The sequence below is a fragment of the Micromonospora sp. WMMD1076 genome (genome assembly GCF_029581475.1).
Classification (GTDB): Bacteria; Actinomycetota; Actinomycetes; order Mycobacteriales; family Micromonosporaceae; genus Micromonospora; species Micromonospora aurantiaca.
In genome coordinates this window covers 66,871-92,693 of record NZ_CP120862.1, presented here as the reverse complement: position 1 = coordinate 92,693, position 25,823 = coordinate 66,871, and the positions used below count along the sequence as shown (strand labels likewise).

The 25,823-nt window shown below is 74.2% G+C and carries 23 protein-coding genes and 1 pseudogene; 12 read left to right on the top strand and 12 right to left on the bottom strand.

The features are described 5' to 3' along the window. Positions 1-31: 31 nt before the first annotated feature. Together O7622_RS00410 and O7622_RS00405 are read right to left on the bottom strand one after the other, a co-directional pair. A complete protein-coding gene (locus O7622_RS00410) occupies positions 32-1,216 on the bottom strand; it encodes a pyridoxal phosphate-dependent aminotransferase (RefSeq protein ID WP_282311337.1) in 1,185 nt (394 codons plus the stop codon). A gap of 31 nt (positions 1,217-1,247) precedes the next feature. Next, on the bottom strand, positions 1,248-2,159 hold the full coding sequence (locus O7622_RS00405) for an MmpS family transport accessory protein (protein ID WP_282311336.1): 912 nt from the start codon (positions 2,157-2,159) through the stop codon (positions 1,248-1,250). 272 nt (positions 2,160-2,431) lie between these two features. Between O7622_RS00405 and glmS the strand changes: the two genes are divergently transcribed. Further along, positions 2,432-4,345: a glutamine--fructose-6-phosphate transaminase (isomerizing) gene (glmS, locus tag O7622_RS00400; RefSeq protein WP_282311335.1), complete on the top strand. Its 1,914-nt coding sequence runs from the start codon at positions 2,432-2,434 to the stop codon at positions 4,343-4,345. 141 nt (positions 4,346-4,486) lie between these two features. On the opposite strand, the gene O7622_RS00395 is transcribed toward glmS, so the two are convergent. Together O7622_RS00395 and O7622_RS00390 are read right to left on the bottom strand one after the other, a co-directional pair. Further along, positions 4,487-6,109: an alpha/beta hydrolase gene (locus O7622_RS00395; RefSeq protein WP_282311334.1), complete on the bottom strand. Its 1,623-nt coding sequence runs from the start codon at positions 6,107-6,109 to the stop codon at positions 4,487-4,489. Next, complete coding sequence (locus O7622_RS00390; protein WP_282311333.1) at positions 6,106-6,405, bottom strand: type VII secretion target; 300 nt, start codon at positions 6,403-6,405, stop codon at positions 6,106-6,108. Before O7622_RS00390 ends, O7622_RS00395 begins: the two co-directional genes overlap by 4 nt. Positions 6,406-6,624: 219 nt before the next feature. Here O7622_RS00390 and O7622_RS00385 point away from each other — a divergent pair, with 219 nt between their 5' ends. From O7622_RS00385 to ung, 5 genes are all read left to right on the top strand, one after another. After that, on the top strand, positions 6,625-8,094 hold the full coding sequence (locus tag O7622_RS00385; RefSeq protein ID WP_282311332.1) for an NAD(P)H-hydrate dehydratase: 1,470 nt from the start codon (positions 6,625-6,627) through the stop codon (positions 8,092-8,094). 84 nt (positions 8,095-8,178) lie between these two features. Continuing rightward, positions 8,179-9,297, top strand: coding sequence for an alanine racemase (gene alr / locus O7622_RS00380; RefSeq protein ID WP_282311331.1), 1,119 nt, complete (start codon positions 8,179-8,181; stop codon positions 9,295-9,297). After that, positions 9,294-10,379, top strand: coding sequence for an alpha/beta hydrolase (locus O7622_RS00375; protein ID WP_282311330.1), 1,086 nt, complete (start codon positions 9,294-9,296; stop codon positions 10,377-10,379). Before alr ends, O7622_RS00375 begins: the two co-directional genes overlap by 4 nt. Continuing rightward, positions 10,376-10,864 (top strand): tRNA (adenosine(37)-N6)-threonylcarbamoyltransferase complex ATPase subunit type 1 TsaE, encoded by a 489-nt coding sequence (tsaE, locus tag O7622_RS00370; protein WP_282311329.1) that lies wholly within the window; start codon positions 10,376-10,378, stop codon positions 10,862-10,864. The genes O7622_RS00375 and tsaE overlap by 4 nt, the downstream gene beginning before the upstream one ends. Positions 10,865-10,949: 85 nt before the next feature. Then, the gene (gene ung / locus O7622_RS00365) at positions 10,950-11,648 is read left to right on the top strand and encodes a uracil-DNA glycosylase (RefSeq protein WP_282314267.1); all 699 of its coding nucleotides are present in this window, start codon (positions 10,950-10,952) and stop codon (positions 11,646-11,648) included. Positions 11,649-12,223: 575 nt separating this feature from the next. Here ung and O7622_RS00360 read toward each other — a convergent pair. After that, positions 12,224-12,361, bottom strand: a pseudogene (locus O7622_RS00360) (helix-turn-helix transcriptional regulator); the annotation flags it as partial. A 118-nt stretch (positions 12,362-12,479) separates the two neighbouring features. Between O7622_RS00360 and tsaB the strand changes: the two are divergent. From tsaB to O7622_RS00330, 6 genes are all read left to right on the top strand, one after another. Further along, positions 12,480-13,157: a tRNA (adenosine(37)-N6)-threonylcarbamoyltransferase complex dimerization subunit type 1 TsaB gene (gene tsaB, locus O7622_RS00355; protein WP_282311328.1), complete on the top strand. Its 678-nt coding sequence runs from the start codon at positions 12,480-12,482 to the stop codon at positions 13,155-13,157. After that, positions 13,154-13,594, top strand: a complete 441-nt coding sequence (rimI, locus tag O7622_RS00350) for a ribosomal protein S18-alanine N-acetyltransferase (protein ID WP_071097785.1) — start codon at positions 13,154-13,156, stop codon at positions 13,592-13,594. Before tsaB ends, rimI begins: the two co-directional genes overlap by 4 nt. Positions 13,595-13,599: 5 nt before the next feature. Next, positions 13,600-14,646 (top strand): tRNA (adenosine(37)-N6)-threonylcarbamoyltransferase complex transferase subunit TsaD, encoded by a 1,047-nt coding sequence (gene tsaD, locus O7622_RS00345; RefSeq protein ID WP_282311327.1) that lies wholly within the window; start codon positions 13,600-13,602, stop codon positions 14,644-14,646. A gap of 17 nt (positions 14,647-14,663) precedes the next feature. Continuing rightward, positions 14,664-14,918, top strand: coding sequence for a hypothetical protein (locus O7622_RS00340; protein WP_282311326.1), 255 nt, complete (start codon positions 14,664-14,666; stop codon positions 14,916-14,918). Positions 14,919-14,988: 70 nt separating this feature from the next. Continuing rightward, a complete protein-coding gene (locus O7622_RS00335; protein WP_282311325.1) occupies positions 14,989-16,695 on the top strand; it encodes an ABC transporter ATP-binding protein in 1,707 nt (568 codons plus the stop codon). Further along, the gene (locus O7622_RS00330) at positions 16,692-18,440 is read left to right on the top strand and encodes an ABC transporter ATP-binding protein (RefSeq protein ID WP_282311324.1); all 1,749 of its coding nucleotides are present in this window, start codon (positions 16,692-16,694) and stop codon (positions 18,438-18,440) included. The genes O7622_RS00335 and O7622_RS00330 overlap by 4 nt, the downstream gene beginning before the upstream one ends. Before the next feature lie 50 nt (positions 18,441-18,490). Here the strand turns inward: O7622_RS00330 and O7622_RS00325 are convergent, their stop codons facing one another. The 7 genes from O7622_RS00325 to O7622_RS00295 all read right to left on the bottom strand — a co-directional run bounded on the left by O7622_RS00325 (position 18,491) and on the right by O7622_RS00295 (position 25,780). Continuing rightward, positions 18,491-19,228: a DUF4142 domain-containing protein gene (locus tag O7622_RS00325; RefSeq protein WP_282311323.1), complete on the bottom strand. Its 738-nt coding sequence runs from the start codon at positions 19,226-19,228 to the stop codon at positions 18,491-18,493. 98 nt (positions 19,229-19,326) lie between these two features. Further along, entirely contained in the window at positions 19,327-20,502 is a 1,176-nt protein-coding gene (locus tag O7622_RS00320) for an ROK family protein (RefSeq protein WP_282314266.1), read from the bottom strand. A gap of 31 nt (positions 20,503-20,533) precedes the next feature. Further along, positions 20,534-21,793, bottom strand: a complete 1,260-nt coding sequence (locus O7622_RS00315; RefSeq protein ID WP_282311322.1) for an ABC transporter permease — start codon at positions 21,791-21,793, stop codon at positions 20,534-20,536. Next, complete coding sequence (locus O7622_RS00310; protein ID WP_282311321.1) at positions 21,790-22,602, bottom strand: ATP-binding cassette domain-containing protein; 813 nt, start codon at positions 22,600-22,602, stop codon at positions 21,790-21,792. The genes O7622_RS00315 and O7622_RS00310 overlap by 4 nt, the downstream gene beginning before the upstream one ends. Positions 22,603-22,705: 103 nt before the next feature. Next, positions 22,706-23,809 carry a substrate-binding domain-containing protein gene (locus O7622_RS00305; protein WP_282311320.1) on the bottom strand — a complete coding sequence of 368 codons (1,104 nt, stop codon included), beginning with the start codon at positions 23,807-23,809 and terminating at the stop codon, positions 22,706-22,708. A 203-nt stretch (positions 23,810-24,012) separates the two neighbouring features. After that, the gene (gene ybaK / locus O7622_RS00300; RefSeq protein ID WP_282311319.1) at positions 24,013-24,492 is read right to left on the bottom strand and encodes a Cys-tRNA(Pro) deacylase; all 480 of its coding nucleotides are present in this window, start codon (positions 24,490-24,492) and stop codon (positions 24,013-24,015) included. Positions 24,493-24,547: 55 nt separating this feature from the next. Beyond that, on the bottom strand, positions 24,548-25,780 hold the full coding sequence (locus O7622_RS00295) for a methyltransferase domain-containing protein (protein WP_282311318.1): 1,233 nt from the start codon (positions 25,778-25,780) through the stop codon (positions 24,548-24,550). Between the last annotated feature and the right edge of the window lie 43 nt (positions 25,781-25,823).

Genomic DNA, 25,823 nt, shown 5'->3' with positions numbered 1-25,823 from the left:
CCCGCTGGGGGATCTCCCTCCAGCGGGCGGCTCAGTTCGCGCGCAGGCGGCGCAGCCGGGTCACCGCCTCGGCCAGCACCTCCGGCCGCTTGCAGAATGCGAACCGGATCAGCCGGCGGCCGGCCTCCACGTCGTCGTAGAACACCTGCGTCGGCACCGCCACCACGCCGCAGCGCTGCGGCAGCGCCCGGCAGAACTCCACCCCGTCCCGGCCGCCGAGCGGCGTGACGTCGGCGGTGACGAAGTAGGTGCCCTCCGGCGCGAGCACGCCGAACCCGGCGTCGGCCAGCCCGGCGGCGAGCTGGTCCCGGCGGCGTTGCATGTCGTCCCGGAACCCGGTGAAGTACGCGTCCGGCAGCCCGAGCGCCACAGCCACAGCCGGTTGCAGCGGCCCGGCGTTGACGAACGTCAGGAACTGCTTCACCCGCAGCACGGCGGCCACCAGCGGCGCGGGGCCGCTCACCCAGCCGACCTTCCAGCCGGTGCAGGAGAACGTCTTGCCGGCCGACGAGATGCGCAGCGTCCGCTCCCGCATGCCCGGCAGCGTGGCCAGCGGTACGTGCGGCGCGGCGGCGTCGGTGAACACCAGGTGCTCGTAGACCTCGTCGGTGACCGCGTACACGTCGTGTTCCCGGCACAGCTCGGCCACCGTCGTCAGCTCGTCGGCGGTGAAGACCTTGCCGGTCGGGTTGTGCGGTGAGTTCAGCAGCACCAGCCGGGTACGCGGCCCGAACGCGGCGCGCAGCTCGTCCGGGTCGTACGCGTACCGGCCGTCGGCGCCGGGCCGCAGTGTCACCGGGCGGCGTACCGCACCGGCGAGCGCGATCGAGGCGGCATACGAGTCGTAGTACGGCTCGAAACAGATCACCTCGTCACCCGGCTCGCAGAGCGCGAGGATGCTCGCCGCGACCGCCTCGGTGGCACCGGCCGTCACGACGATCTCGCCGTCCGGGTCGTACTCCAGACCCCAGAACCGGCGCTGGTGCCCGGCGACGGCGGCGCGCAGCGCGGGGATGCCGGGGCCGGGCGGGTACTGGTTGTGGCCGGTGCGCAGCGCCTCGGCGGCGGCGGCGAGCATCTCCGGCGGGCCGTCGGTGTCCGGGAAGCCCTGCCCGAGGTTGACCGCGCCGGTGCGCACGGCGAGCGCGGACATCTCGGCGAAGACGGTGGTGCCGAACGGCCGCATCCGGGCCACCAAGGGATCGGTCGTCGTCACGGCGGCCAGCCTACGGCCCGCCACCGAGTGCTCACCAGCCGAAGCAGGTCGCGCCGTACGCGCCCGAGTCCTTGGAGACGACCTTGCCGTTGACGGTGATCCGGCAGGTCACGTCGCCGGACTCGACCGGGCTGGCGATGATCTGCACCCGCTCGCGGTCGTTCGCCGTGAAGCTCAGCCGCCAGGGCGTGTCAACGGCGCCGGGCTGGTGGAAGTTCGCGTCCGCGTCGTAGAACTGCACCTCGGCCTCGCCGTCGGTGGCTGTCACCTCATAGAGAACGGTGAACCTGCCGGGTCCGCCGGACGGGGTGGTGACCGGTCTGGCCGGGGGACGGGTGGGATCGTCGGCCCACCCGCCGGGCTCGCCGTACAGCGGCTCGCCGTACCGGTCGCCGGAGGCCGTCCCCTCGTTCAGGGATCGGCCGAGGAAGGACAGCCCGACGCAACCGCAGACGATGAGCGCCAGGACGGTGACGATGCCGATCACCAGGCCGACCACCCAGCCACCGCCGCCACCGCGGCGCGGCGGCATGCCCGGATACGCGTACGGCGGCGGGTAGGGCCCGGGCGGGTAGGACCCGGATTGGTAGGGGCCGGGCGGATAGGCCGGGAAGCCTGGGGCATGCGGAGCGCCGGAGGCCGGTGGGACGGCCGGGCGTGGCGTGGCGGCCGGGTCGGCCGGAGCCGCCCACCCCGGTTCGCCCACCGGCCGGCCCGTGCCGCTCGGGGACGTGGCCGGGTCGGTTCCAGACGCGGTCTCCGGGCCGGCTGCCGCCGACGGGCTCGGTGCCGGGGGCGGCGACCAGGGCGCGGGCGGCGTCCACGGCTGCGGGGCGGCCAACGGGTCCGGCGGCGTCCAGGACGAGGGCTGCGGCGTGGCCGGCGCGGCGGTCGGGTCGCTCGGTCCGGGGGCCGGTTCGGGGGCGGGGGTCGTCTCGGACATGGGCTCAGCTCACAGGGGTACGGCGCGGACGACCGCGGAACGGTGGGCCCGGGGGACGGCGCCCGGCCTCAATGTAGGCGGTGGCGGCCAGCCGCGCGGACCCGGCCGGCGGTCCGCGCGCCGCGTCCCGAACCGGTCCGGACGGGCGGAACGAGCTGGATGGTGCTTTGTCCGGTAATGGCTACCCCGGCGTTCGGTTCGCTCAAATTCAGTGATCGTTAACCGGCTTTCCGAGCACGCACGATGAGCGAAACTCGGTTAGGCTGCGGACCATGTGTGGAATCGTGGGTTACGCCGGTGCGCGCCCGGCGCTCGGCATCGTGCTTGACGGACTGCGGCGTCTCGAATACCGCGGCTACGACTCGGCCGGCGTCGCCGTGGTCTGCGAGGACGAGCTGCTGACCGAGAAGAAGGCCGGCAAGCTCGCGAACCTGGAGAAGGTCCTCTCCGAGCGGGCGGCCGACAACCCCGAGGACTGCGCGGCCAGTCCGATCGGCATCGGCGACGGCACGACCGGCATCGGCCACACCCGCTGGGCCACGCACGGTGGCCCGACCGACCGCAACGCCCACCCGCACCTCTCCCCGGACGACCGCGTCGCGGTGATCCACAACGGCATCATCGAGAACTTCGCGAAGCTGCGCGCCGAGCTGGAGGACGAGGGCGTCGAGTTCGCCAGCGACACCGACACCGAGTGCGCCGCGCACCTGATCGCCCGCGCGCTGGCAGACCTGCGCTCGGCCGGTGAGACCGACAGCCCGCAGCTCCTCGCCGCCGCCATGCGCGTGGTCTGCGCGCGCCTGGAGGGCGCGTTCACGCTGCTCGCCGTCGACGCCGGCATCCCCGGCGCGGTGGTCGGCGCCCGGCGCAACTCGCCGCTGGTCGTCGGCCGGGGCGACGGCGAGAACTACCTGGCCAGCGACGTCGCCGCGTTCATCGAGCACACCCGGGACGCGGTCGAGCTGGGGCAGGACCAGATCGTCCTGATCACCCCGGACAGCATCGACATCACCGACTTCCACGGTCAGCCGGCCAGCGGTACGGACTTCCACATCGACTGGGACTCGTCGGCCGCCGAGAAGGGCGGCTACGACTGGTTCATGCTCAAGGAGATCGAGGAGCAGCCGCAGGCCATCGCCGACACGCTGCTGGGCCGGCTCACCGAGACCGGCGAGATCGCCCTCGACGAGGTCCGCCTCAGCGAGCAGGACCTGCGCGACGTCGACAAGATCTTCATCGTCGCCTGCGGCACCTCCTACCACGCCGGCCTGGTCGCCAAGTACGCCATCGAGCACTGGACCCGCATCCCCTGCGAGGTGGAGCTGGCCAGCGAGTTCCGCTACCGCGACCCGGTGCTGGACCGCTCCACGCTGATCGTGGTGATCTCGCAGTCCGGCGAGACGATGGACACGCTGATGGCGCTGCGCCACGCCAAGGAGCAGAAGGCCCGCGTGCTGGCGATCTGCAACACCAACGGCTCGACCATCCCGCGCGAGTCCGACGCGGTGCTCTACACCCACGGCGGCCCGGAGATCGCCGTCGCCTCCACCAAGGCGTTCCTCACCCAGGTCGTCGCCTGCTACCTGATCGGCCTGCACCTGGCCCAGGTGCGCGGCATCAAGTTCGCCGACGAGGTGGGCGCTGTGGTGGCCCAGCTCCAGGAGATGCCGGGCAAGCTGCGGGAGCTGCTGGACCGCATCGAGCCGGTCCGCGAGCTGGGCCGCGAGCTGAAGTCCGAGCCGACGGTGCTGTTCATCGGCCGGCACGTGGGCTACCCGGTGGCGCTGGAGGGTGCGCTGAAGCTCAAGGAGCTGGCGTACATGCACGCCGAGGGCTTCGCCGCCGGCGAGCTGAAGCACGGCCCGATCTCGCTGATCGACCAGGGCACCCCGGTGATCTGCATCGTGCCCTCCCCGGTCGGCCGGGGCATGCTGCACGACAAGGTCGTCTCCAACATCCAGGAGGTCCGCGCCCGCGGCGCCCGCACCATCGTGATCGCCGAGGAGGGCGACCAGGCGGTGGTCCGCTACGCCGACCACCTGATCTACGTGCCGCGTACGCCGACACTGCTGGCGCCGCTGGTGACCACGGTACCGTTGCAGGTGCTGGCCGCCGAGATCGCCGCCGCCCGCGGGCACGACGTCGACCAGCCCCGGAACCTGGCCAAGTCGGTCACTGTCGAGTAGCCGATCTCGCCCACGGTCCCTCCGCCCGTCCACCGGGCGGAGGGACCGCACCGTCTCCGGCCTGCCTCGCCGACGGTCGCCGGAGGACCGCGGGCGGCCGCCGGATCGCCTCGGGCGGTCGCCGGACGGTCGCCGGGCGGGTCAGCGGCCCAGCACGATCCGGGCCATGCCGTCCAGCGCCGGGTTGTCCGGATCCCAGTAGCCGGTGTGGCCGTGCGGAGCGCTCGGAAAGCGCCTCCCGCCGAAGCCCGGCGCGCTCGGGTCGGCGCCGAACCAGAGCCGCTCGCCGTGCGGGTCGAGCACGGCGAGTGCCGGACCGAGCGGCGTACCCGCGAGCAGCGCGCGGCGGGCCAGCTCGTCCGGCGGGCGGGCGAGCCGGATCACGTCGTCCGGCGCTGTCGACGACCAGACCTGACCGGCCGGCATCCGCAGGTCGGCGGCGTGGTCGACGCCGACCCCCGGCGAACCGACGAAGACCAGCGCGTCGGCGCCCAACCCGTGGTCGCGGGCGGCGGTGCCGACCACGAGCGAGCCGTAGCTGTGCCCGAGCACCGTCTGCCGGGCCGGTGGGCCCTCGTGCGCGGCCCGCAGCCCGTCCTGGAACCGGTGCAGCGCCGGGCCGGCGTCCTCGGCCTGCCGGGTGCCGGCCGCCTCGGTGAGGAAATCCGGCGCGTCGTAGTCCAGCCAGAGCACCGCCGCCGCCTCCTCACCCGGCCCGAGCGCCGCGCACCGCTGCAACACCCGTGCTGCCCGGCCCAGCTCGGCCGGCGCGTCGGCGAGATCCGAGGTCATGCCCGGGACGTAGGTGAGCACCGAGGCGACGCGGTCCGGGTTGCCGAGCGCCACCACCGCGCGGCCGTCGCCGGCCGGGTCGAGCCCCAGCAGATACGCCCGGGGCGTCCCGCCCGCGGCCAGCCGCTCGCCGAGCCCGTCCAGCCCGCGCAGCGCCGCCTCGACGGCGGCGAGCCGGACCCGCCGGGAGGCCTCCAGCGGCCCCGCTGGGAGTGGGTGCAGCAGGGCGAGCCGCCGCGCGAGCAACTGCTCCCGCCGGTCGCCGAGCAGCAGCCGGTTCGCCTGGTCCCGGGCGGCGGCCGGAAGCCCGTCGAGGCGGCCGATCCGGCCCGGTTCCCGCCCCACCAGCCAGCGCTGCTCGGCCGCGCTCAGACCGGCCCACCACCGGCTCACCTCGGCCGGCCCGGCGCCGGGCCCGGGTCGCCACGCGGGCGGGACGCTCACCCAGCCGCGTACCGAAGCGGTGGTCAGCTCCGCCAGCCGGCCGGCCGCCTCCCGGTCGGCGGCACCGGCGAGCGTCAGCGCGCCCCGGATCCCGGCCCGCGCGTCGACCACCGCCGCCCCGGTCTGCGCCACCGGCCGTGCCGGGTCGGGCCGGACCGCACCGGTGCGGTCGACGAGCAGGCCACCGGACTCGGCGCGGGCCACCTCGGCGCCGAGCCGGGCCTTCGCCGCGCGCAGCCGGGCGCCGAACTCGGCGAGGACCTGGTCGACCTCGACCAGTGCGGGCAGCACGTCGGTGAGGTCGGTGCGCAGACCCCCGATGCGCCGCTGCGCGGCAGTCGAGGCCGCACCCGACCAGCCGGGGCGGAGCGTGCCGATCCGGGCGGTCAACGCGTCGGCGCGCTGCCGTACCGGCGTGGTGAGGCCCCGCCACGCCGCCCCGGCGGTGGGCCAGGCGCCCGGGTCGGCGCGCCAGAGCTGCGCGTAACCGACCGGCACGTCCACGGCGTCGGCCGGACCGCCGCTCACCGGAGCACCCCGGTGAGGCGGCGGGCGGCGCGTTCGTCGACCGCCTCGTAGCCGTCCGCGCCGCGGCGCAACGCCTGAGCGGTGTCGGCCACCCGGGCGCCGAGCGTGCCGGACCAGCGCCGCACGGCCGACTCCAGTTCGGTCAGCGCCACCGCGGATCGCCAGCCGTCCGGCACCGTCACCAGCAACGACTCCGGTGCCGCGCCCGGCCCCCGGGCCAGCCGGTACGCGTCGTCGGCCAGCTCGCGCGCCACCGATCGCAGCAGCTCCGGATCGACGTCGAACGGTTTCTCCACCACGTGCCCTCCCTCGCCCGGCGCCACCGGCCGGCTCCGGACACCGGGACGCTAGGCGGCACGCGGCAGTGGCCGCCGACCCCTGTGGACAACGGTCCGGGTTATCCACAGGGCTTGTCCGCCAGCCGGTCCCGGGCGCGTACCGCCGGTAGGGTGAGGCCGTGATCGGGGGAGCCGCGAGCGGATGCTGAGCCGGCGCGACGAGCGGGGCGGGGTGGCATGAGACAGGTGTGGCGGGTCGCGGACGTTCGCGCGGCGGAGGCGGGCCTGATGGCCACCCTCCCGCCCGGTGCGCTCATGCAGAGGGCCGCGGCCGGGCTGGCCCGCCGCTGCGCGTTGCTGCTCGCCGACCGGGGCGGCGTCTACGGCGCCCGGGTGCTGGTGCTCGCCGGGTCCGGCGACAACGGCGGCGACGCCCTGTTCGCGGGCGCGCATCTGGCCCGCCGGGGCGTGGCGGTGACCGCGCTGCTCCTCACGCCGGGCCGGGCACACGCCGAGGGCCTGGCCGCCCTGCGCGCGGCCGGCGGGCGCGTGGCCGACCGGCCGCCCGCTGTGGTCGACCTGGTGCTCGACGGCATCGTGGGCATCGGCGGCACCGGAGGGCTCCGCGAGACGGCCGAGCAGCTGGCCGCGAGCCTGACCGGGCAGCGCGGGCGCGACGGCACGCCCGCCACGGTGGTCGCTGTCGACGTGCCGAGCGGCGTCGCTGTCGACACCGGCCACGTCCCGCTCACCGACGCCGGGCGGCCCCGGTCGGTCTGTGCCGACGTGACGGTCGCCTTCGGCGCGCTCAAGCCCGCACTGGTCGTCGGCCCGGCCGCCGAGCTGGCCGGCGAGGTCGAGCTGGTCGACATCGGGCTGACTCCGTGGCTGCGCGGCACGCCTGCGCTTCAGGTGATCGAGCAGACGGACGTGGCCGGCTGGTGGCCGGCGCTGGGCGCGTCGTCGGAGAAGTACACCAGGGGGGTGGTGGGCGTCGCCACCGGGTCGGCCACCTACCCCGGCGCCGCCGTGCTCTCGGTCGCCGGGGCGCTCGCCGGTCCCACCGGCCTGGTCCGCTACGCCGGGAGCGCCAAGGGCGAGGTACTGCACCAGCACCCGTCGGTGATCGCCACCGGCCGGGTCGCCGACGCCGGCCGGGTGCAGGCGTGGGTCTGCGGCTCCGGGCTCGGCACCGGCGAGGACTCCGCCGCCGAGCTGCGCGCGGTGCTCGCCGCGCCGGTGCCGGTGGTGCTCGACGCGGACGCGCTGACGCTGCTCGTCGACGGCAAGCTGGCCGACCGGCTGCGCGGCCGGGACGCGCCGATCGTGGTGACGCCGCACGACCGGGAGTACGCCCGTCTCTGCGGCGAGATGCCGGGGGACGACCGGGTCGCCGCCGCGCTGCGGCTGGCCGCCTGGATGAACGCGGTGGTGCTGCTCAAGGGCGACCACACGATCATCGGCACGCCCGACGGCCGCGCGTACGTGAACCCGACCGGCACCCCGGTGCTCGCCACCGGTGGCACCGGCGACGTGCTGGCCGGGCTGCTCGGCTCGCTGCTCGCCGCCGGGCTGGCCCCGGAGCGGGCGGCCGCCGCGGCGGCGTACCTGCACGGGCTGGCCGGTCGGGAGGCGGCGCGCGGCGGTCCGGTGACCGCGCCCGACGTGGCCGCGGCGTTGCGTCCGGTACTGGCCCGGCTGGGCTGATCGGGGCGGCGGCGCCCGGTGGCGACAGGCACCGCCCGCACGGCTCACGGCGCTGATGATCACTGACGGAAGTAGGCTGAGGACATGTGGCAGTCGGAGGTGCGCGTCGACCTGGACGCGATCCGGGAGAACGTGACCCGGCTCAAGGCCGGCACCAGCGCCGAGCTGATGGCTGTGGTCAAGGGCGACGGGTACGGCCACGGCATGGTGCCGGCCGCCCGCGCGGCGCTCGACGCCGGGGCGGACCAGCTCGGCGTCTGCACGCTGGACGAGGCGTTGCGGCTGCGCGAGGAGGGCATCACCGCGCCGGTGCTGGCCTGGCTGCTCAGCCCCGGGCTACCGCTGCACGACGGGATCACCGTCGGCGTCGACCTCGGCTGCGCCGGCCTCACCCAGCTCGACGAGATGATCCAGGCGAGCCGCCGGGCGGACCGCCCGGCCCGGCTGCACCTCAAGATCGACACTGGCCTGGCCCGGGGTGGCGCCACCGTCGCCGACTGGCCGGCGCTGCTGGAGGCCGCCGCGAAGGCCCAGGCCGACGGTCTGGTCGAGGTGGTCGGCGTGTGGAGCCACTTCGTGTACGCGGACTCGCCCGGCCACCCCACCACCGACCGCCAACTCGTCGTGTTCCAGGAGGGGCTGGAGATGGTGGCGCGTGCCGGTCTGCGTCCGCGCTACCGGCACCTGGCCAACTCGGCCGCCACGCTGACCCGGCCGGACACCCACTTCGACCTGGTCCGACCCGGCATCGCCGTCTACGGCCTGTCGCCGGTCGCGGGCGAGCAGTTCGGCCTGCGTCCCGCCATGACCGCCCGCGCCCGGGTGATGCTCACCAAACGGGTGGCGGCCGGCACCGGCGTCTCCTACGGCCACACCTACCTCACCGAGCAGGAGGCCAACCTCGCGGTGGTGCCGCTCGGCTACGCCGACGGGGTGCCGCGGCACGCCTCCAACACCGGCCCGGTGCAACTCGCCGGCAAGCGCCGCACCATCTCCGGGCGGGTCTGCATGGACCAGTTCGTGGTCGACTGCGGCGACGACGAGGTGACCGACGGCGACGTGGCGACGCTGTTCGGCAGCGGCGCGGACGGCGAGCCCACCGCCGACGACTGGGCCGAGGCGGTCGGCACCATCAACTACGAGATCGTGACCCGCTTCGGCGGTGTGCGCGTGCCCCGCGTCTACGACGGCGAGCGCGCATGAGTGTCCGGTTGCCGCGACCGCGTACCGCCGCCGGCAAGGTGGCCGGGCTGGTCGGCGCCGCCGTCGGCGTTGCCGCCGCCGGGCTCGCGGCGGGCGTGGTCAGTGAGCGGGTGCTGGTCCGCAGACTCAAGAACGACCCCACCGACCGGTACGCCGACGAGGTCTTCGGCGAGCAGCGCTACGACGAGGCGTACCGGCTGGAGATGCCGGACGGCACCGACATCCACGTCGAGGTGGTCGAGCCGACCCGCCCGGTCCCCGGGCACCCGACGGTGGTGCTCGTGCACGGGTTCTGCCTGGACATGGGCACGTTCCACTTCCAGCGCAAGCGGCTCGCCGAGCGCGGCGACTACCGGGTGGTCGCGTACGACCAGCCGGGGCACGGCCGTTCCGGCCGGCTGGAGAGCGGCGAGTACGACCTGACCGCGCTGGGCAACACGCTGCGCCGGGTGCTCGACGAGGTGGCCCCGGAGGGTCCGCTGGTGCTGGTCGGGCACTCGATGGGCGGCATGACGATCATGTCGCTGGCCGAGCTGTACCCGGAGATGTTCGGTGACCGCGTGGTCGGCACCGTGCTGATGGCGACCTCGGGCGGCCTGGCGGCGGAGACCAAGCTGGTGGCGCCCGCGCTGCTCGGCCGCGTCGGCTCGCCGGTGCTCTACATGATGAGCAACGCCACCCGGTACGGCGGCACCGTTATCGACCGGGCCCGCCGGTCGACCTCGAACGTGGCCTGGCTGCTCACCCGCAAGTACGGCTTCGGCACCTCGAAGCCGAGCCCGGCCCTGGTGTCGTACGTCGAGATGATGAACTCGCTTACCTCGGCCGACACGGTCACCCGCTACCTGCGCACGATCGCGACCCACTCCCGGTTCCCGGCGCTTGCGGCGCTGGCCGGCACGCCGGTACTGGTGATCGTGGGCGACAAGGACATGATCACGCCGGTGACGCACTCCGAGGAGATCGTCCGGCGGCTGCCGCACGCCGAGTTCGTGAAGATCGACGACAGTGGGCACGTGGTGATGCTGGAGCACGCCGACGAGGTGAACGTGGCGCTGGAGAGGTTCCTGGACTCGCTATGACAGTGGTCGTGGAGCTGAAGACGGTCGACGACACCCACGAGTTCGGGCGGCGGCTGGCCGGTGTGCTGCGCGCGGGTGACCTGTTGTTGCTCAGCGGCCCGCTCGGCGCCGGCAAGACCGCGCTGACCCAGGGCATCGGCGCCGGTCTCGGCGTACGCGGGGACATCACCTCGCCCACCTTCGTCATCGCCCGGGTGCACCGGCCCGACCCGGCGCGGGGCGGCCGGGTGACGCTCGTGCACGCCGACGCGTACCGCCTGGGTGAGGCCGCCGACCCGCGCGCGGAGATCGACGACCTCGACCTGGACGCCTCGGTGGACGAGGCGGTCACCGTGGTGGAGTGGGGCGAGGGCATGGTCGAGCAGTTGGTCGACGCGCACCTGCGGGTACGCATCGACCGCCGCGACGACGACACCCGGGCGGTCACGCTGGAGCCGGTCGGTGGCGACTGGGCCGCCCGGGTCGCCGAGCTGTCCCAGGGCTGAAGGGGCCAGTTCCCGGCCCTGCCGCCGCCCGGGAGTGTCGGTCGCGGCTGGTATGAAGATGGCGACCGACGAGGAGAGGTTGCCGATGCCCGACGCCCCCACCCTGGACCTGCCGGCGCTGCTGCCGGAGGCCTGGCGTGCCGTGCTCACCCCCCACCTGGACCCGGCCCGCACCGCGGCGCTGGCCGAGTTCGTCACCCGGGAGTACGCGACAGCCACCGTCTTCCCGCCGCTGGAGGACCTCTTTTCCGCCTACCGGCTGTGCGGGCCCGCCGACACCCGGGTGCTGATCCTCGGGCAGGATCCGTACCACAAGGCGGGTCAGGCGCACGGGCTGAGCTTCAGCGTGCGCGAGGGGGTGGCGGTGCCGCCGTCGCTGCGCAACGTCTTCAAGGAGCTGGGTGAGGACCTGGGCGTGCCGAAGCCGCGCAGCGGCAACCTCGACGGCTGGGCCGCACAGGGCGTCCTGTTGCTCAACTCGGTGCTGACGGTCCGGCAGGCCACGCCCGGCTCGCACGCCAACAAGGGCTGGGAGGAGTTCACCGACGCCACCATCCGGGCACTCGACGCGCTCGACCAGCGCGTGGTCTTCCTGCTCTGGGGCGGCTACGCGCGCAAGAAGGCGGCGCTGGTGACCAACCCGCAGCACATGGTGCTGGAGGCCGGGCACCCGAGCCCGATGAACCCGCGCGGCTTCCTCGGCAGCCGCCCGTTCAGCGCCGCGAACAAGGCGCTGGCCGACGCGGGGCTGCCCACCGTCGACTGGGAGCGGTCAGCCGGCTGATCCGTCCGGCGCCTCGCCGCTGCGGCGAGGCGCCGGCGGTACCGGGACGGCAGCTCGGCCGTGCGCCGGTCGGTCACCTCCACCTCGACCAGCGCCTCGACCGGGTACGTACGTTCACCGAGGCGGACCTCGATGGGCTCGGGCAGTTCCTCGCACATCCGGGCCCGCAGCTCGCCGTAGCGGGTCAGCCAGCGGTGCCCGCCCGGCTCTCCGGGCTCGGTGTGGATGCCGCCCCACACCTGCCGTCGGGCGTCCCAGCGCTGCGCGTAGATCCGAGCGAGGAGCGCGCTGAACTGCGGCGAGTCCCGCCAGTGCACCGCAGTCTCGACCGCGTCCACCGGCAGCGGCGCGCTCTGCAGCAGTGCCGCCATGCCGCCCGACAGCACGTACGGCAGGTCGCCCAGGGCGTCCATGATCCGGTCCAGCCGGAGAACGTCGATCCGCTCGGCAAGCACCGTCCCGGCCATCTCGTCCAGCGCGGCGTCCAGGTGGCTGTCCAGCGGCTCGACCTCGAACCGCAGGTGCCGGTCGAGCGCGGCGAGCAGGCGTTCCGCGGTGGTCAGGTTCGGCAGCCGGTCGCCGCGTTCGATCCGGGCGATGGCGGCCTGACCGAGCCCGGACCGGGCGGCCAGCGCCTGCTGGGTGAGCCCTGCTTGTTCGCGTTCACTCCGCAGGGTGCGGGCGATTTCTCGAACGAGGCGACTCTCCGTCATCTCCGGAGGATGGCAGTCCTCGTACCTCTTCTCTTTGATCCGGGCGCTACGCACCGTGACCGGGCGAGCGGCGAGGGCGTGCCGGGGCGGGCGGAGCGGACGGCTAGGCTGGCTTACCGTGCTCGTACTCGTGGTGAACTCCTCGACGCCCGCGGTGACCGCGGCGCTGGCCGAGGTCTCGGCGGACGGCGTCGCGGTCCGCGCGTCCCGGTGCACTGTCGACGCCCGCGCCCACGGCGAGCTGCTCGCGCCGCAGGTCGACGCCGTGCTGGCGGACGTCGGTGCACGGCCCGCCGACCTGGCCGCGATCGTCGCCGGCCTCGGCCCCGGCCCGTTCACCGGGCTGCGCGTCGGGCTGGTCACCGCGGCCACCATGGGTCAGGTGCTCGGCGTACCCACGTACGGCGTCTGCTCGCTGGACGGGCTCGGCCACCCGGCAGCCGCCGGCGAGCCGGTGCTGGCGGCGAGCGACGCGCGGCGCCGGGAGATCTACTGGGCCGTCTACGACGGCGCCGGCCGGCGCCTGGCCGGGCCGGAGGTGGCGGCCCCGGCGGTTGTCGCGGAGCGGGCACGCGACCTGGCGGTCACCGTCGCGGTCGGCGACGGCGCGCACCGGTACGCGGACGTGCTGGGGCTGCCGGTACGCGACGAGCCGCGCTACCCGGACCCGCTGGCGCTGGCCCGTCTCGCCGCGTCGCGGATCCGCGCGGGCGCGCCCGGCGAGACGCTCACCCCGCTCTACCTGCGTCGCCCGGACGCGGTCGCGGCCACCGGCCACAAGCCGGTCCTGCCATGAGGCTGGGCCGGTTCCGCTGGTGGCACATCGACGAGGTGCTGCCGATCGAGGCGGACCTCTTCGGCGCCGAGCAGTGGTCGGCGGCCATGTTCTGGAACGAACTCGCCAACGGGCACTTCTACCTGGTCGCCACCGACGACGGCGCCGTGCTCGGCTACGCCGGGCTGGCCGTGTCCCCGCCCGACGAGGCGTGGGTGCAGAACGTCGCGGTCCGCCGGGACGCCCACCGCCGGGGGATCGGCCGGCTGCTGCTGGAGGCGCTGCTCGCCGAGGCGGCCCGGCGCGGCGCCCGCAGCACGCTGCTGGAGGTCGCCGCGGACAACGCGCCCGCGCAACGGCTCTACGCCACCTACGGCTTCGAGCCGATCGGCGTACGGCGCGGCTACTACCAACCGAGCAACACCGACGCGCTGGTCATGCAGCGCAACGAGGACTGACGCGCATGGCTGACGAACCCCTGGTCCTCGGCATCGAGACCTCCTGCGACGAGACCGGCGTGGGCATCGTGCGCGGGCACACGCTGCTCGCCGACGCGCTCGCCTCCAGCGTCGAGGAGCACGCCCGGTTCGGCGGCGTGGTGCCCGAGGTGGCCAGCCGCGCCCACCTGGAGGCCATCGTGCCGACCATGGACCGGGCGCTGCGCGAGGCCGGCGTCACCATCGCCGACATCGACGCCATCGCCGTGACCTCCGGGCCGGGCCTGGCCGGCGCGCTGCTCGTCGGGGTCGCCGCCGCCAAGGGGTACGCGGTCGCGGCGGAGAAGCCGGTGTACGGCGTGAACCACCTCGCCGCACATGTGGCGGTGGACACGCTCGAACACGGCCCGCTGCCCGAGCCCGCGATCGCGCTGCTGGTCTCCGGCGGGCACTCCTCGCTGCTGCGCGTCGACGACCTGGCCCGCGACGTGGTCCCGCTCGGCGCCACCATCGACGACGCGGCCGGCGAGGCGTTCGACAAGGTGGCCCGGCTGCTCGGGCTGCCGTTCCCCGGCGGGCCGTACGTCGACCGCGAGGCGCGCGCCGGTGACCCGGCGTCGATCGCCTTCCCGCGCGGGCTGACCGCCGCGAAGGACCTGGCCGGCCACCGGTACGACTTCTCCTTCTCCGGCCTGAAGACGGCTGTGGCCCGCTGGGTGGAGGCGCGGCAGCGGGCCGGCGAACCGGTGCCGGTCGCCGATGTGGCCGCGTCCTTCCAGGAGGCGGTCTGCGACGTGCTGGTCGGCAAGGCGATCGACGCCTGCCGCACCAGCGGGATCGACACGCTGGTCATCGGCGGAGGCGTGGCGGCCAACTCCCGGCTGCGGGCGATGGCCGAGCAGCGGGCCGGCAGGCACGGCATCCGGGTGCGTACGCCCCGGCCGAAGCTCTGCACGGACAACGGCGCGATGGTGGCCGCGCTCGGCTCCCACCTGGTCGCCGCGGGTGTCGCGCCGAGCCGGCTGGACCTGCCGGCCGACTCGGCGATGCCGCTGACAGTGGTCAGCGTGTGAGCGGGGAGGGGACCGACATGATCGTCCGGATGTGGGAGGCCAAGGCCGAGCCGTACGGCTTCGCCGACCTGATCACCTGGGTCTGCGAGACCGCGCTGCCCGAGTTCGAGCACGACCCGATGCACGTCTCCAGCGAGGTCTTCTCCTCCACCGACCACCGCCTCGTGGTCATCTCGAAGTGGCGCAACAACCCCCGGGAACTGCCCGAGCCGCCGGCACGGCTGATCGCCCGCCCGCCGCACGGCTGGGACTTCACCCAGGTCGACCGCTGACGCGACGGTCGTCACGACGGCCGGAATTGGTTGGCGCCCGGATCGCCCCGGCACCTAGCGTCGGTGGGTCATGCGCTTCTCACCGGCCGGCGATCCCGGCACTCCCGACGCGCGGTCCGCCACCCGATACCTCGTGTGGCTCGCCGGGCGGCACCCCGTCATCTTCGGCGCCGGTCTCGCGCTCGGCGTGATCTGGATGCTGGCCCAGGCGCTGGTGCCGGCCGTGCTCGGCCGCGCCGTGGAAGCCGGCCTGGCCCAGCGCGACCCGGACGCGCTGGTGCGCTGGAGTCTGGCCCTGCTCGGGCTGGGTCTGGTGCAGGCGGTCGCCGGGATCCTGCGCCACCGCTGCGCGGTGCACAACTGGCTCGGTGCCGCCTACCGCACCGTGCAGGTCACTGTGGACGCCACCAACCGGCTCGGCGCCGCGCTGCCCCGGCGGGTCGCGGCGGGCGAGGTGGTGAGCATCGGCACCGCCGACATCGAGCACATCGGCAGCGCCATCGACATCACCGCCCGGGGCGCCGGTTCGGTGGTCGGCATCGTCACCGTCGCGGTGATCCTGCTCAGCGCCTCCCAGCCGCTCGGCCTCGTCGTGGTGCTCGGGGTGCCGCTGCTGATGGCGCTCGTGGCGTTGCTGATCCGCCCGCTGCACCGGCAGCAGGCCGCGTACCGGGACTCGACCGGCCGGCTCACCGCCCGGGCCGCGGACATCGTCTCCGGCCTGCGCGTGCTGCGCGGAGTCGGCGGCGAGCCGGTGCTGTCCGAGCGCTACCGGCAACGCTCGCAGGCGTTGCGCGCGGACGGGCTGCGGGTGGCCCGGGTCGAGTCGCTGTTGCAGGCCGCGCAGGTCCTGCTGCCCGGCGTCTTCGTGGTGCTGGTGACCTGGCTGGGTGCCCGGTTCGCGCTGCGCGGCGAGATCAGCGCCGGCGAGCTGGTCTCGTTCTACGGCTACACCGCCTTCCTGGTCAGCCCGCTGCGCAACCTCACCGAGGCGGCCGACAAGCTGACCCGGGGACACGTCGCGGCCCGCCGGGTGGTCCGGTTGCTGCGGCTCGCGCCGGAGTTCACCGACCCGGTGAGCCCGGTGCCGGTGCCGGCCGGGCCGGGCGAGCTGGCGGACGTACGGTCCGGACTGGTGCTGCGACCGGGCCGGCTCACCGCGCTGGCGGCCGCCACCCCGCAGGACGCCACCGAGATCGCCGACCGGCTCGGCCGGTACGCCGACGGGGACGTCACGCTGCACGGCGTACCGCTGCGGGACGTGGCGCTGGCGACGGTGCGGGAGCGGATCCTGGTGGCCGACAACGACGCGCAGCTGTTCAGCGGCGTGCTGCGCACGGAGCTGGACCCGCACGACCGGGCCGAGCCCGGCGCTGTGGCGGCGGCGCTGGCCGCGGCGAGTGCCACCGACATCGTCGAGGCGCTGCCCGGCGGCCTGGACGGCGAGGTCGCCGAACGCGGCCGGGAGTTCTCCGGCGGGCAGCGGCAACGGCTGCGGCTGGCCCGCGCGCTCGTCGCCGACCCGGAGACGTTGATCCTGGTCGAGCCGACCAGCGCGGTGGACGCGCACACCGAGGCACGCATCGCCGAGCGGCTCGGCCCGGCCCGCCGCGGCCGCACCACGCTCGTCTGCACCACGAGCCCGCTGATGCTCGGTCACGCCGACCACGTGGTCTTCGTCGAGGACGGCAAGGTCGTCGCCGAGGGCCGGCACGAGGAACTGCTCGCCGGCGAGCCGCGCTACGCCGCCACGGTGAGCCGGGAGGAGGACCGATGAGCAACGCGCTGCCCGTCGCCGACGTCGCCCAGGTCCGCCGGTACGTGCGCGAGCTGATCCGCCGTCACCCGCGTGGCCTGGCCGCCGCGCTCGGCCTGCACGCGCTCGCCGCCGGCGCCGGGCTCGTCGCCCCGCGCCTGCTCGGTGACCTGGTGGAGGGGATCTCCCAGGGCATCGCCGCGACGACCGTGGACCGGGTCGTGGCGGCCATCGCCGCGTTCGTGGTGGTGCAGGCGGTGCTGGTCCGCTTCGCGCACCTGGCCTCGGCCCGGCTCGGTGAGCGGGTGCTCGCCGAGCTGCGGGAGGAGTTCGTCGACCGGGTGCTCGCGCTGCCGCTCGCCACTGTGGAGCGGGCCGGGACCGGCGACCTGCTCACCCGCACCTCGCGGGACGTCGCCGCGCTGTCCCGCACGGTCCGGTTCGCCGGGCCGGAGACGCTCATCGCCGCGCTGACCGTGCTGCTGATCCTGGGCGCGCTGGTGCTGACCGGCCCGCTGCTGGCGCTGCCCAGCCTGCTGGCGGTGCCGGTGCTGTGGGCCGGCACCCGCTGGTACCTGCGCCGCGCGCCGCAGGGCTACCTGCGGGAGAACGCCGCCTACTCGGACATCACCGACGGGATCAGCGAGACGGTCGAGGGGGCGCGGACCACCGAGGCGCTGCGGCAGGCGGCCCGTCGCCGGGCTCGCGGCGACGCGGACATCCGCCGGTCGTACGCGGCCGAGCGCTACACGCTCCATCTGCGGACCGTGTTCTGGCCGGTGGCCGAGTTCGGCTACCTGGTGCCGATGGTGGCGACCCTGCTCATCGGCGGCTGGTTCCACCTGAAGGGCTGGGCCAGCCTCGGCCAGGTCACCGCCGCCACGCTCTACGCCCAACAGCTCACCGACCCGATCGAGCGGCTGCTCGGCTGGCTGGACGAGTTCCAGGTCGGCGGCGCCTCGCTGGCCCGGCTGCTCGGGGTGGCCGCCGAGCCGGACGAGCGCGCCCCGGCACCCGCCGCGCCGGGGCGTGCGGGCGGCGCGGGCCGGCTCGCCGCGCACGACGTCCGGTACGCGTACCGCCCGGGTCACGACGTGCTGCACGGCGTGACGCTGGAGCCCCGGCCGGGGGAGCGGCTCGCGATGGTCGGCCCGTCCGGGGCGGGCAAGTCGACGCTGGGCCGGCTGCTGGCGGGCGTGCACGCGCCGAGCGCCGGCACCGTGACAGTGGACGGCCGTCCGCTCGCCGGAATGCCCCTGGCCGAGCTGCGTACCCACGTCGCGCTCGTCAGTCAGGAGCACCACGTGTTCATCGGCACGCTCGCCGACAACGTGGCGATGGTCCGGCCGGACGCCGACCCGGCGCGGGTACGCGCGGCGCTGGCCGCCGTCGACGCGCTGGACTGGGCGCTGGCCCTGCCGGACGGGCTCGACACGGCGGTCGGCGCGGGCGGCCACCCGCTCACCCCCGCGCAGGCGCAGCAGCTCGCGCTGGCCCGGCTGGTGCTCGCCGACCCGCACACGCTGGTGCTGGACGAGGCCACCTCGCTGATCGACCCGCGGGCGGCCCGGGCCCTGGAACGGTCGCTGGCGGCGGTGCTGCACGGCCGTACCGTCGTCGCCATCGCGCACCGGCTCTTCTCGGCGCACGACGCGGACCGGGTGGCGGTGGTCGCCGACGGCCGGATCACCGAGCTGGGCTCACACGACGAGCTGGTCGCGGCCGGTGGCTCGTACGCCGCGCTGTGGCGCTCCTGGCACGGCTGAGGACGCGCGACGGGCCCCGGCGACGTGCCGGGGCCCGCTCGACGGCCGGGTCACGAACGGCGGGTCAGCCGCCAGGTCGCGTACCCGCCGGTGCCGAGCGCGATCAGGAACACCGCCCACACCACACCGGTGCCGACCTGGAGCCCACCGCCGCTGCCCACGTTGGCCTGGGCGGCGGCGACGAGCGAGTCGCTCTGCGCGGGCGGCAGCGCGGCCGGCGGCAACTGCTGCCAGCGCACCAGCCCGGTGCTCTCCAGCATGGTCATGTGGTCGTTGACGAACTTGTTCGAGTCCTCGGCCAGCTTGCGCACGATCGGGTCGCGGGTGCTGGCCCGGACCGCGCCGATCACCGGGAAGATCTTGCCGTGGGCGACCCGCAGCCGGGTGACGAAGATCTGGTCGAACCGGGCGCCGGTGGCGTTCTGCATCTCGGTCAGCCACCCCTTCTGCTCGGCCGTCGGATCCGTCGGCAGGGTGGCGCCGAGCTTGTTCGCGGCCTCGACCACCAGCTGGTCCAGCTGCGCGTGCTGCTTGGCGATCTCCGCGCCGACCTCGCGTACCCGGGCGGACTGGCCCTTCTCGGCCGCCATCTGCCCGGCCGGCATCTCCCACAGCCCGGCCAGCCGTACGCCGTTGAGCAGCGTCATGTCGGCGGCGTTCATCTGCACGCCGGGGTTGGGTGCGGCCTGCGCCGTCCCGGGAACGACGCCGATCCCCGCGCCCAGCGCGGCGAGCAGCAGTACCACCCGGTGCGCCAGCTTGCGGCGTGCGGATTCCAGCGATGCCATGGTTGCGGTGCCTCCTCGGTCCGGACCGGTACGCGGGGTCGTGGACGACCGCGCAAGCCGGCCGCCCGTCCGCACACTGGTACGGATCGGCGGGCCGATCAGTTCAGCGGGTCGGCGAGGAGTCGTTCGAACGCCAGCTCCGCGGCGCCGATCAGCGCCGCGTCGTCGCCGAGCTTCGGGGTACGCAGCCGCACGTGCTCCAGGCACGCGGGCAGCCCGTTCGAGTTGAGCCGGCTGCGCACCTGCGCGGCGGAGGCCAGGTAGAGGTCGCGCATGGTGCCGCCGAAGATGACCATCTCCGGGTTGAAGATGTTCACCAGGTTCGCGATGCCGAAGCCGAGCCAGTCGCCGGCCTGCCGTACCGCGGTCTGGGCGCGGGCGTCACCGCGGTCGGCGGCGTCGAAGACGGCGAGCAGTGCCTCCCGGCCGCGCGCCTCGGACCGGCCGGCGGCGCGCAGCAGCCCGTGCTCGCCGATCTCGGTCTCCCAGCAGCCGCGCCGGCCGCAGTCGCAGCGCACCCCGTCGCGGACCACCACCATGTGGCCGACCTCGCCGCCGTAGCCGCCGTGCCCGGTCAGCCGCCGCCCTCCGGCGATGATGCCCGCGCCCACACCGACGTCGCCGTAGAGGTAGATGACGTTGTCGCAGCCGACCGCCGCACCCCGGGCGTGCTCGGCGTAGGCGGCCACGTCGGCCACGTTGCCCACCGTGATCGGTACGTCTATCCCCAGCTCGACGGCGAGCGCCGCGCCGATCGGCTCGTCCACCCAGCCGGTGGTCGGGCTGAGCCGGACCAGGCCGTCCTCCCGGCGGACCATGCCGCAGACCGCCAGCCCGGCGCCCACGCAGACCGTGTCCGCCGGCACCGACTGGTGCATCTCCTTGACCGCGCCGGCGAGCAGCGGGGCGGCCTCCCCGGCGACCAGGTTGCGCGGCCGGTCCATCTCCCGGCGGTCGAGCACCTCACCGCCGAGTCCGACCCGCGCGGCCCGCAGCCGGTCCACCTCGACGCTGTACGCGTACGCGTAGACCCGCCCCGACTCGGGCCGGACGACGAGCGACGGTCGTCCGGCCCGGCCGGTCTCCTTCGGCGTCCCCTCGCTGACCAGACCGGCGCCGGCCAGGTCCGCGGTCAGCGCGCCGATGGTGCTGCGGTTGAGGCCGAGCGCCGTGGTCAGCTCGGCCCGGGTGGTGGCCCCGTGCACGTGCACGTAGCGGAGCAATGCGCCCAGGTTCTGCCGACGGATCTCGTCCTGACTGGGCCCCGCGCGCATTGCCACTGCCATGGTGTGCCCGTACCCCTGCTCAGCGGTTGCCGGTGGCGGCGGCCCGCCGACGCGACAGCGCGTCGATGGTCGCGGCGGCGAGCAGCACCACGCCGGTGACCACGTACTTGACGCCCGAGCTGTATCCCATCAGTCCCATACCGTTGTCGATGACCGCGACCACCGCGCCACCGAGCACGGCGTCGAGGACCCGGCCCTTGCCGCCGAAGAGGCTGGTGCCGCCGATCACCGCCGCGCCGACGGCGTAGAGCAGTACGTTACTGCCCCCGGTGTTGGGGTCGACGGAGTTGCCCCTGCTGGCGGCCACGATGCCGCCGATGGCGGCCATCGAGGAGCAGATGACGAAGACGGAGATGCGGATGCGGTCGACGTTGATGCCGGCCCGGCGGGCCGCCTCGGCGTTGCCGCCGACCGCGTAGATGTGCCGCCCGTAGCTGGTGCGCTGGAGCACGAACGTCCAGACGATCAGCAGCACCGCGATGATCGGCACCACGATCGGCACGCCCTTGAGCGAGGTGATCAGCACGTTGCGGCTGCGCTCCAGGTTGAGCACGTAGACCGCGACGCCGAGGATCACCGCGAGGCCGGCGATCCGGGCGGCGACCACCGCGATCGGGTCGGTGAGCAGGCCGCGGGCGGCCCGGTTGCGGTAGCGCAGCAACTGCACGGCCGCGTACCCGGCGACGGCCACCGCGGCCAGCGCCCAGCCCAGCGCGGGGGTGAGGTTGCGGTTGGCGATCGCGACGAGCACGTCGTCGCGGATCGCGATGTTGGCGCCCTCGTCCATGAGCGTCAGCACGACGCCCTGGAAGGCGAGGAACCCGGCGAGCGTGACCACGAAGGACGGGATGCCGACCTTGGCGACCAGCAGGCCCAGCACGGTGCCGATCACCACGCCGGTGACGACGGCGGCGAGCACCGCCACGTACCAGGGGTAGCCGAGCACCGTGACCACGTTGGCCAGGATCGCGGCGCAGACGCCGCTGGCGAAGCCGGCGGAGAGGTCGATCTCACCGAGCAGCAGGACGAAGACCAGGCCCATGGCGATGAGCGTGACCGCCGCGCCCTGGGTGAACAGGTTCGCTAGGTTGCCGGCGGTGAAGAACGACGGGCGGGCGATCGAGAAGCCCACCGCCAGCGCGACGAGCATGACCACGGCGGGGAGCGCGCCGATGTCGCCGCCGCGTACCCGGCGCCAGTAGTTGTTCACGTGGCTGCCCATGGTCGGTGTCGGTGTGACGCCGGCCGGGCCTTCCTTCTTCACGACGATGGCGGTCATCGGACGGCTCCTGGGGTGGTGTCGGCGGGCGTGGCGCCGTTGCCGCCCGGCTCGCCGGTGAGGCCGAGGCTGCCGGAGCGGCCGGCGGTGATCAGCTCGACCACCTGCGAGTGGGTGATGTCGGTGGTCTTCACCTGGGCGACCATCTGGCCGAGGTAGAGCGCGGCGATCCGGTCGGAGACGGCGAAGACGTCGTTCATGTTGTGCGAGATGAGCACCACGGCCAGGCCGTTGTCGGCCAGCCGGCGCACCAGCTCCAGCACCTGGGCGGTCTGCGCGACGCCGAGCGCGGCGGTCGGCTCGTCCAGGATGACGAGCCTGCTGTTCCAGAGCACGGCCTTGGCGATGGCGACCGTCTGCCGCTGGCCGCCGGAGAGGCTGGCCACGTGCTGGCGCAGCGACTTCACGGTGCGCACGCTCAGGCCGGCGAGCGTCTCGGCGGCCATCTGCTCCATGGTCGGCTCGTCGAGCACGATGCCGCTGCGCTTCTCCCGGCCGAGGAACATGTTCTGCACGATGTCGAGGTTGTCGCAGAGCGCGAGGTCCTGGTAGACGACCTCGATCCCGAGCGCGGCGGCGTCGCGGGGACTGTTGATGGTCACCGGCCTGCCGTCGAAGAGGAACTCGCCGGAGTCGGTGGGGTGGATGCCGCTGATGCATTTGACCAATGTCGACTTGCCGGCGCCGTTGTCGCCGACGAGCGCCGTCACCTCGCCGGGGTGCGCGGCGAAGGCGACGTCGCGGAGCACCTGGACGGGACCGAAGCTCTTGTCGATCCCGCGTAGCTCCAGCAGGGGAGTTGCGGACACGGGGTTCTCCTTTGGGCGGAGGGAGGTCTCGGATCCCGTCCGGCGCGGGCGCCGCCCGGCACGGGTCTCCCCGTGCCGGGCGGCGCCGCCTGAGGCGGGTGGGTCAGCTCACGCCGGCGTCGGTGCAGAGCTTCGCGAAGGCACCGGTGCAGAGCTCGTCCTTGGTGACGTAGCCGTCGGCCACCACGTCCTTGACGTTTTCCTTGAAGATGGCCTTGGGCTCCAGCAGCACGGCCGGCACGTCCCGGCTGCCCTCCGGGTCCTTGACCGTCTGGCCGGTGTCCTTCCTCTCGCCCTTGGCGAGCGCGATGGCCAGCTCGGCGGCGGCGTCCGCCTCCTTCTTGACCGCCTTGTAGACGGTCATGCACTGGTCACCGGCGAGGATGTTCTGCAGGCCCTCCTTGGTGGCGTCCTGACCGGTCACCGGGACCTTGCCGTTGAGCTTGTTCTTCTTCAGCACCGAGATGGCCGCGTTGCCGAGACCGTCGTTGGCGGCGAGCACGCCGTCGATCTTGCCGCCGGCCTTGGTCAGCTGCTGCTCGAAGATCGTGGCGGCCTGCGCGTTGTCCCAGGCGGGTACCGGGTCGTCGGCGACCTTGGTGTACTCCTTCGAGTCGAACTTCGGCTTGAGCACCGAGTCGTACCCGTTCTTGAACAGGGTGGCGTTGTTGTCGGTCGGCGAGCCGTTGAGGTACGAGATCGACGGGTTCTTGACGCCCTTGTCGGTCAGGCACTTGCTCAGGCCCTCGCCCTGGAGCTTGCCGACGGCCTCGTTGTCGAAGCTGACGTAGTACTGGGCGGAGCCGCCCAGGGTCAGCCGGTCGTAGTCGATGGTCGCGACGCCCTGCGACTTGGCCTTGTCGAGCACGGCCTTGCCGGTGCCGGAGTCCAGGTTGACGATCATCAGGACGTTGACGCCGCTGGTGATCATCTGGTCGGCGATGGTCTGGAACGCGGTCTTGTCGTTCTGCGCGTTCTGGATGTCGGACTCGACGCCGGCCGCGTCGAACGCCGCCTTGAGGTACTTGCGGTCCGCGCCCTCCCAGCGGGCGGAGGACTTGCTGTCCGGCAGGATCACGCCGATCTTCGGCTTCTTGGCGTCGGAGCCGCCGGCCTCGTCGGAAGAACCGCCGTTGTCGCCGCAGGCGGCCATGCTGCCGGTCGCGAGAAGACCGACGGCCGCGAAGGTGAGGAAGCCCTTGCGCATGTGCAGGGTCCTTTCGGAGGTGGGGGAGTGGTGATGTTTTGTTGTGCCCGGCAACGTATTCCCCGCTTCCCATGCGCCGCAAGGCTGCCGAGGTCAGAAGTTTGTTGGCGGCGGTAACAATTCAGCAACGCGGTTGTCACCTGCGGGACATCGCCAGGAGAGCGCGTTCCGGAAACGCTCCCACACGTACCGTCACGAGCCGCTCAGGCGGCGGCGATCGATGCCGTCGTCGCCCCGGTGAGCGCCACCAGATCCGTCGGCGCGAGCTGCACCTGCAGCCCCCGGCGACCCGCCGAGACGTACACGGTCGGGTGCGTCAGCGCGGAGGAATCGATGACGGTCGGTAGTCGCTTGCGCTGCCCCAGCGGGCTGATGCCGCCGCGGACATATCCGGTCGCCCGCTCGGCCGCCGTCCGGTCCGCCATCGTCGCCCGCTTGCCGCCGGCCGCGGCGGCGAGCGCCTTCAGGTCCAGCTCGCCGGTCACCGGCACCACCGCCACCGTCAGCCCGCCGTCGATCTCGGTGACGAGCGACTTGAACACGCGCTCCGGCGCCACCCCGAGCGCGGTCGCCACGAGCGCGCCGTAGTTCGGCGCGTCCGGCGAGACGTCGTAGGTGTGGGTGCTGTGGGCGATCTTCCGCTTGCTCAGCAACGCGATCGCCGGAGTGCCAGGGCCCGCCACGGGCTCAAGCTAACCCGTGCGCCGCGACACCGCGAGCCGGAGACGTGCGCCGGGGTCAACCGCCGGCCGGAACCGGCCGGCAGACGAGCACAGTGGGGTCGCCGGCCACCCGGGTCAGCGCCAGGCCGGCCGCCTCGTCACCCGAGAGTCGCAGGTCGCGGCGCAGCTTCTCCGGCTCCAGCGCCGAGCCGCGCTTGCGGATCTCGACCCGGCCGACGCGCCGCTCCCGCAGCAGGGCGCGCAGCCGCTTCAGCGAGAACGGCAGCACATCGGTGATCTCCAGGCAGCGGGCGAACGGGGTGGGCCGGGCCTCGTCGGCGTACAGGTAGGCGATCGACGGGTCGGCGAGCGTGGCGTCGAGGTCGGTGGCCAGCTCGGCGACCAGGTGCGCGCGCACCACAGCCGGATCCGGGTCGTAGAGGAACCGCCGGACCGGTCCCACCGGCGCCTCCTGCGTACCGGTCCCGGTGAGGTGATAGGAGGGGGCCCTTTTACTACCGGAGGCGTTAAGAAGGGGCCCTTCCTTCTCCCGCAGCAGGGTGGCGCGGCGGGGGACCTCGGCCAGCCCACCGCACCAGAGCGCGGCCTCGACCAGGTCGCCGTCCACGCTCACCCACTCCGCCTCGGCACCGGCCGGGATCAGCGCGTGGTCCAGTCCGGGCGCCACCTTCACGACCGCGCGCGGCACGCGCGCGGCCAGGCCGGTGACGAAGTCCCACGGCGGCGAGTAGGCGTTCGGGTCGAACACACGCCGCCCGGTGCCGGCCCGCCGCCGGGCCGGATCGCAGAACACCGCGTCCACCCCCGTCACGTCGAACGCCGTGGCGTCGCCGCAGGAGACCGTCACCAGATCGGCGAGCCCGGCCGCCTCGGCGTTCGCTGTGGCCATCGCGGCGGTCACCGGGTCGGCCTCCACCGCGTACACCCGGATGCCGGTGCGGGCCGCGGCGAGCGCGTCGGCCCCCAGGCCGCACCCCAGGTCGGCCAGCGTGGTCACGCCCCCGGCGCGCAGCCGTGCCGCGCGCCGGTCCGCGACCGCGCGGCGGGTGGCCTGCTCCAGCCCGGCCCGGGTGAGGAACATCCCGGCCGCCGCCGCCCCGAACTTGCCGGCCGCCCGGCGGCGCAGCTCCGCCTGGGTGAGTGCCGCCGCCGCGAGCCCGCCGGGGATCCCGGCCGAACGCAGCGCGGCCGCCGCCGCCAGCGGGTCGCCGCCGGCCACCCGCTCGGCCGCGGCGAGCGCCGCCGACCCCTCGGGGGTACGCAGCGCGGCGAGCTGGTCGAGATCCACGCGCTCATTCTCCCGGCCCGGTTCCGGCGCGACACGGAGGGCG

Excerpts from the sequence above, each read along its gene's own strand:
- O7622_RS00405 (WP_282311336.1), bottom strand. The coding sequence starts at position 2,159 with ATGTCCGAGACGACCCCCGCCCCCGAACCGGCCCCCGGACCGAGCGAC.
- glmS (WP_282311335.1), top strand. The coding sequence starts at position 2,432 with ATGTGTGGAATCGTGGGTTACGCCGGTGCGCGCCCGGCGCTCGGCATC.
- O7622_RS00385 (WP_282311332.1), top strand. The coding sequence starts at position 6,625 with ATGAGACAGGTGTGGCGGGTCGCGGACGTTCGCGCGGCGGAGGCGGGC.
- alr (WP_282311331.1), top strand. The coding sequence starts at position 8,179 with ATGTGGCAGTCGGAGGTGCGCGTCGACCTGGACGCGATCCGGGAGAAC.
- O7622_RS00375 (WP_282311330.1), top strand. The coding sequence starts at position 9,294 with ATGAGTGTCCGGTTGCCGCGACCGCGTACCGCCGCCGGCAAGGTGGCC.
- tsaE (WP_282311329.1), top strand. The coding sequence starts at position 10,376 with ATGACAGTGGTCGTGGAGCTGAAGACGGTCGACGACACCCACGAGTTC.
- ung (WP_282314267.1), top strand. The coding sequence starts at position 10,950 with ATGCCCGACGCCCCCACCCTGGACCTGCCGGCGCTGCTGCCGGAGGCC.
- rimI (WP_071097785.1), top strand. The coding sequence starts at position 13,154 with ATGAGGCTGGGCCGGTTCCGCTGGTGGCACATCGACGAGGTGCTGCCG.
- tsaD (WP_282311327.1), top strand. The coding sequence starts at position 13,600 with ATGGCTGACGAACCCCTGGTCCTCGGCATCGAGACCTCCTGCGACGAG.
- O7622_RS00340 (WP_282311326.1), top strand. The coding sequence starts at position 14,664 with ATGATCGTCCGGATGTGGGAGGCCAAGGCCGAGCCGTACGGCTTCGCC.
- O7622_RS00335 (WP_282311325.1), top strand. The coding sequence starts at position 14,989 with ATGCGCTTCTCACCGGCCGGCGATCCCGGCACTCCCGACGCGCGGTCC.
- O7622_RS00330 (WP_282311324.1), top strand. The coding sequence starts at position 16,692 with ATGAGCAACGCGCTGCCCGTCGCCGACGTCGCCCAGGTCCGCCGGTAC.
- O7622_RS00325 (WP_282311323.1), bottom strand. The coding sequence starts at position 19,228 with ATGGCATCGCTGGAATCCGCACGCCGCAAGCTGGCGCACCGGGTGGTA.
- O7622_RS00320 (WP_282314266.1), bottom strand. The coding sequence starts at position 20,502 with ATGCGCGCGGGGCCCAGTCAGGACGAGATCCGTCGGCAGAACCTGGGC.
- O7622_RS00315 (WP_282311322.1), bottom strand. The coding sequence starts at position 21,793 with ATGACCGCCATCGTCGTGAAGAAGGAAGGCCCGGCCGGCGTCACACCG.
- O7622_RS00305 (WP_282311320.1), bottom strand. The coding sequence starts at position 23,809 with ATGCGCAAGGGCTTCCTCACCTTCGCGGCCGTCGGTCTTCTCGCGACC.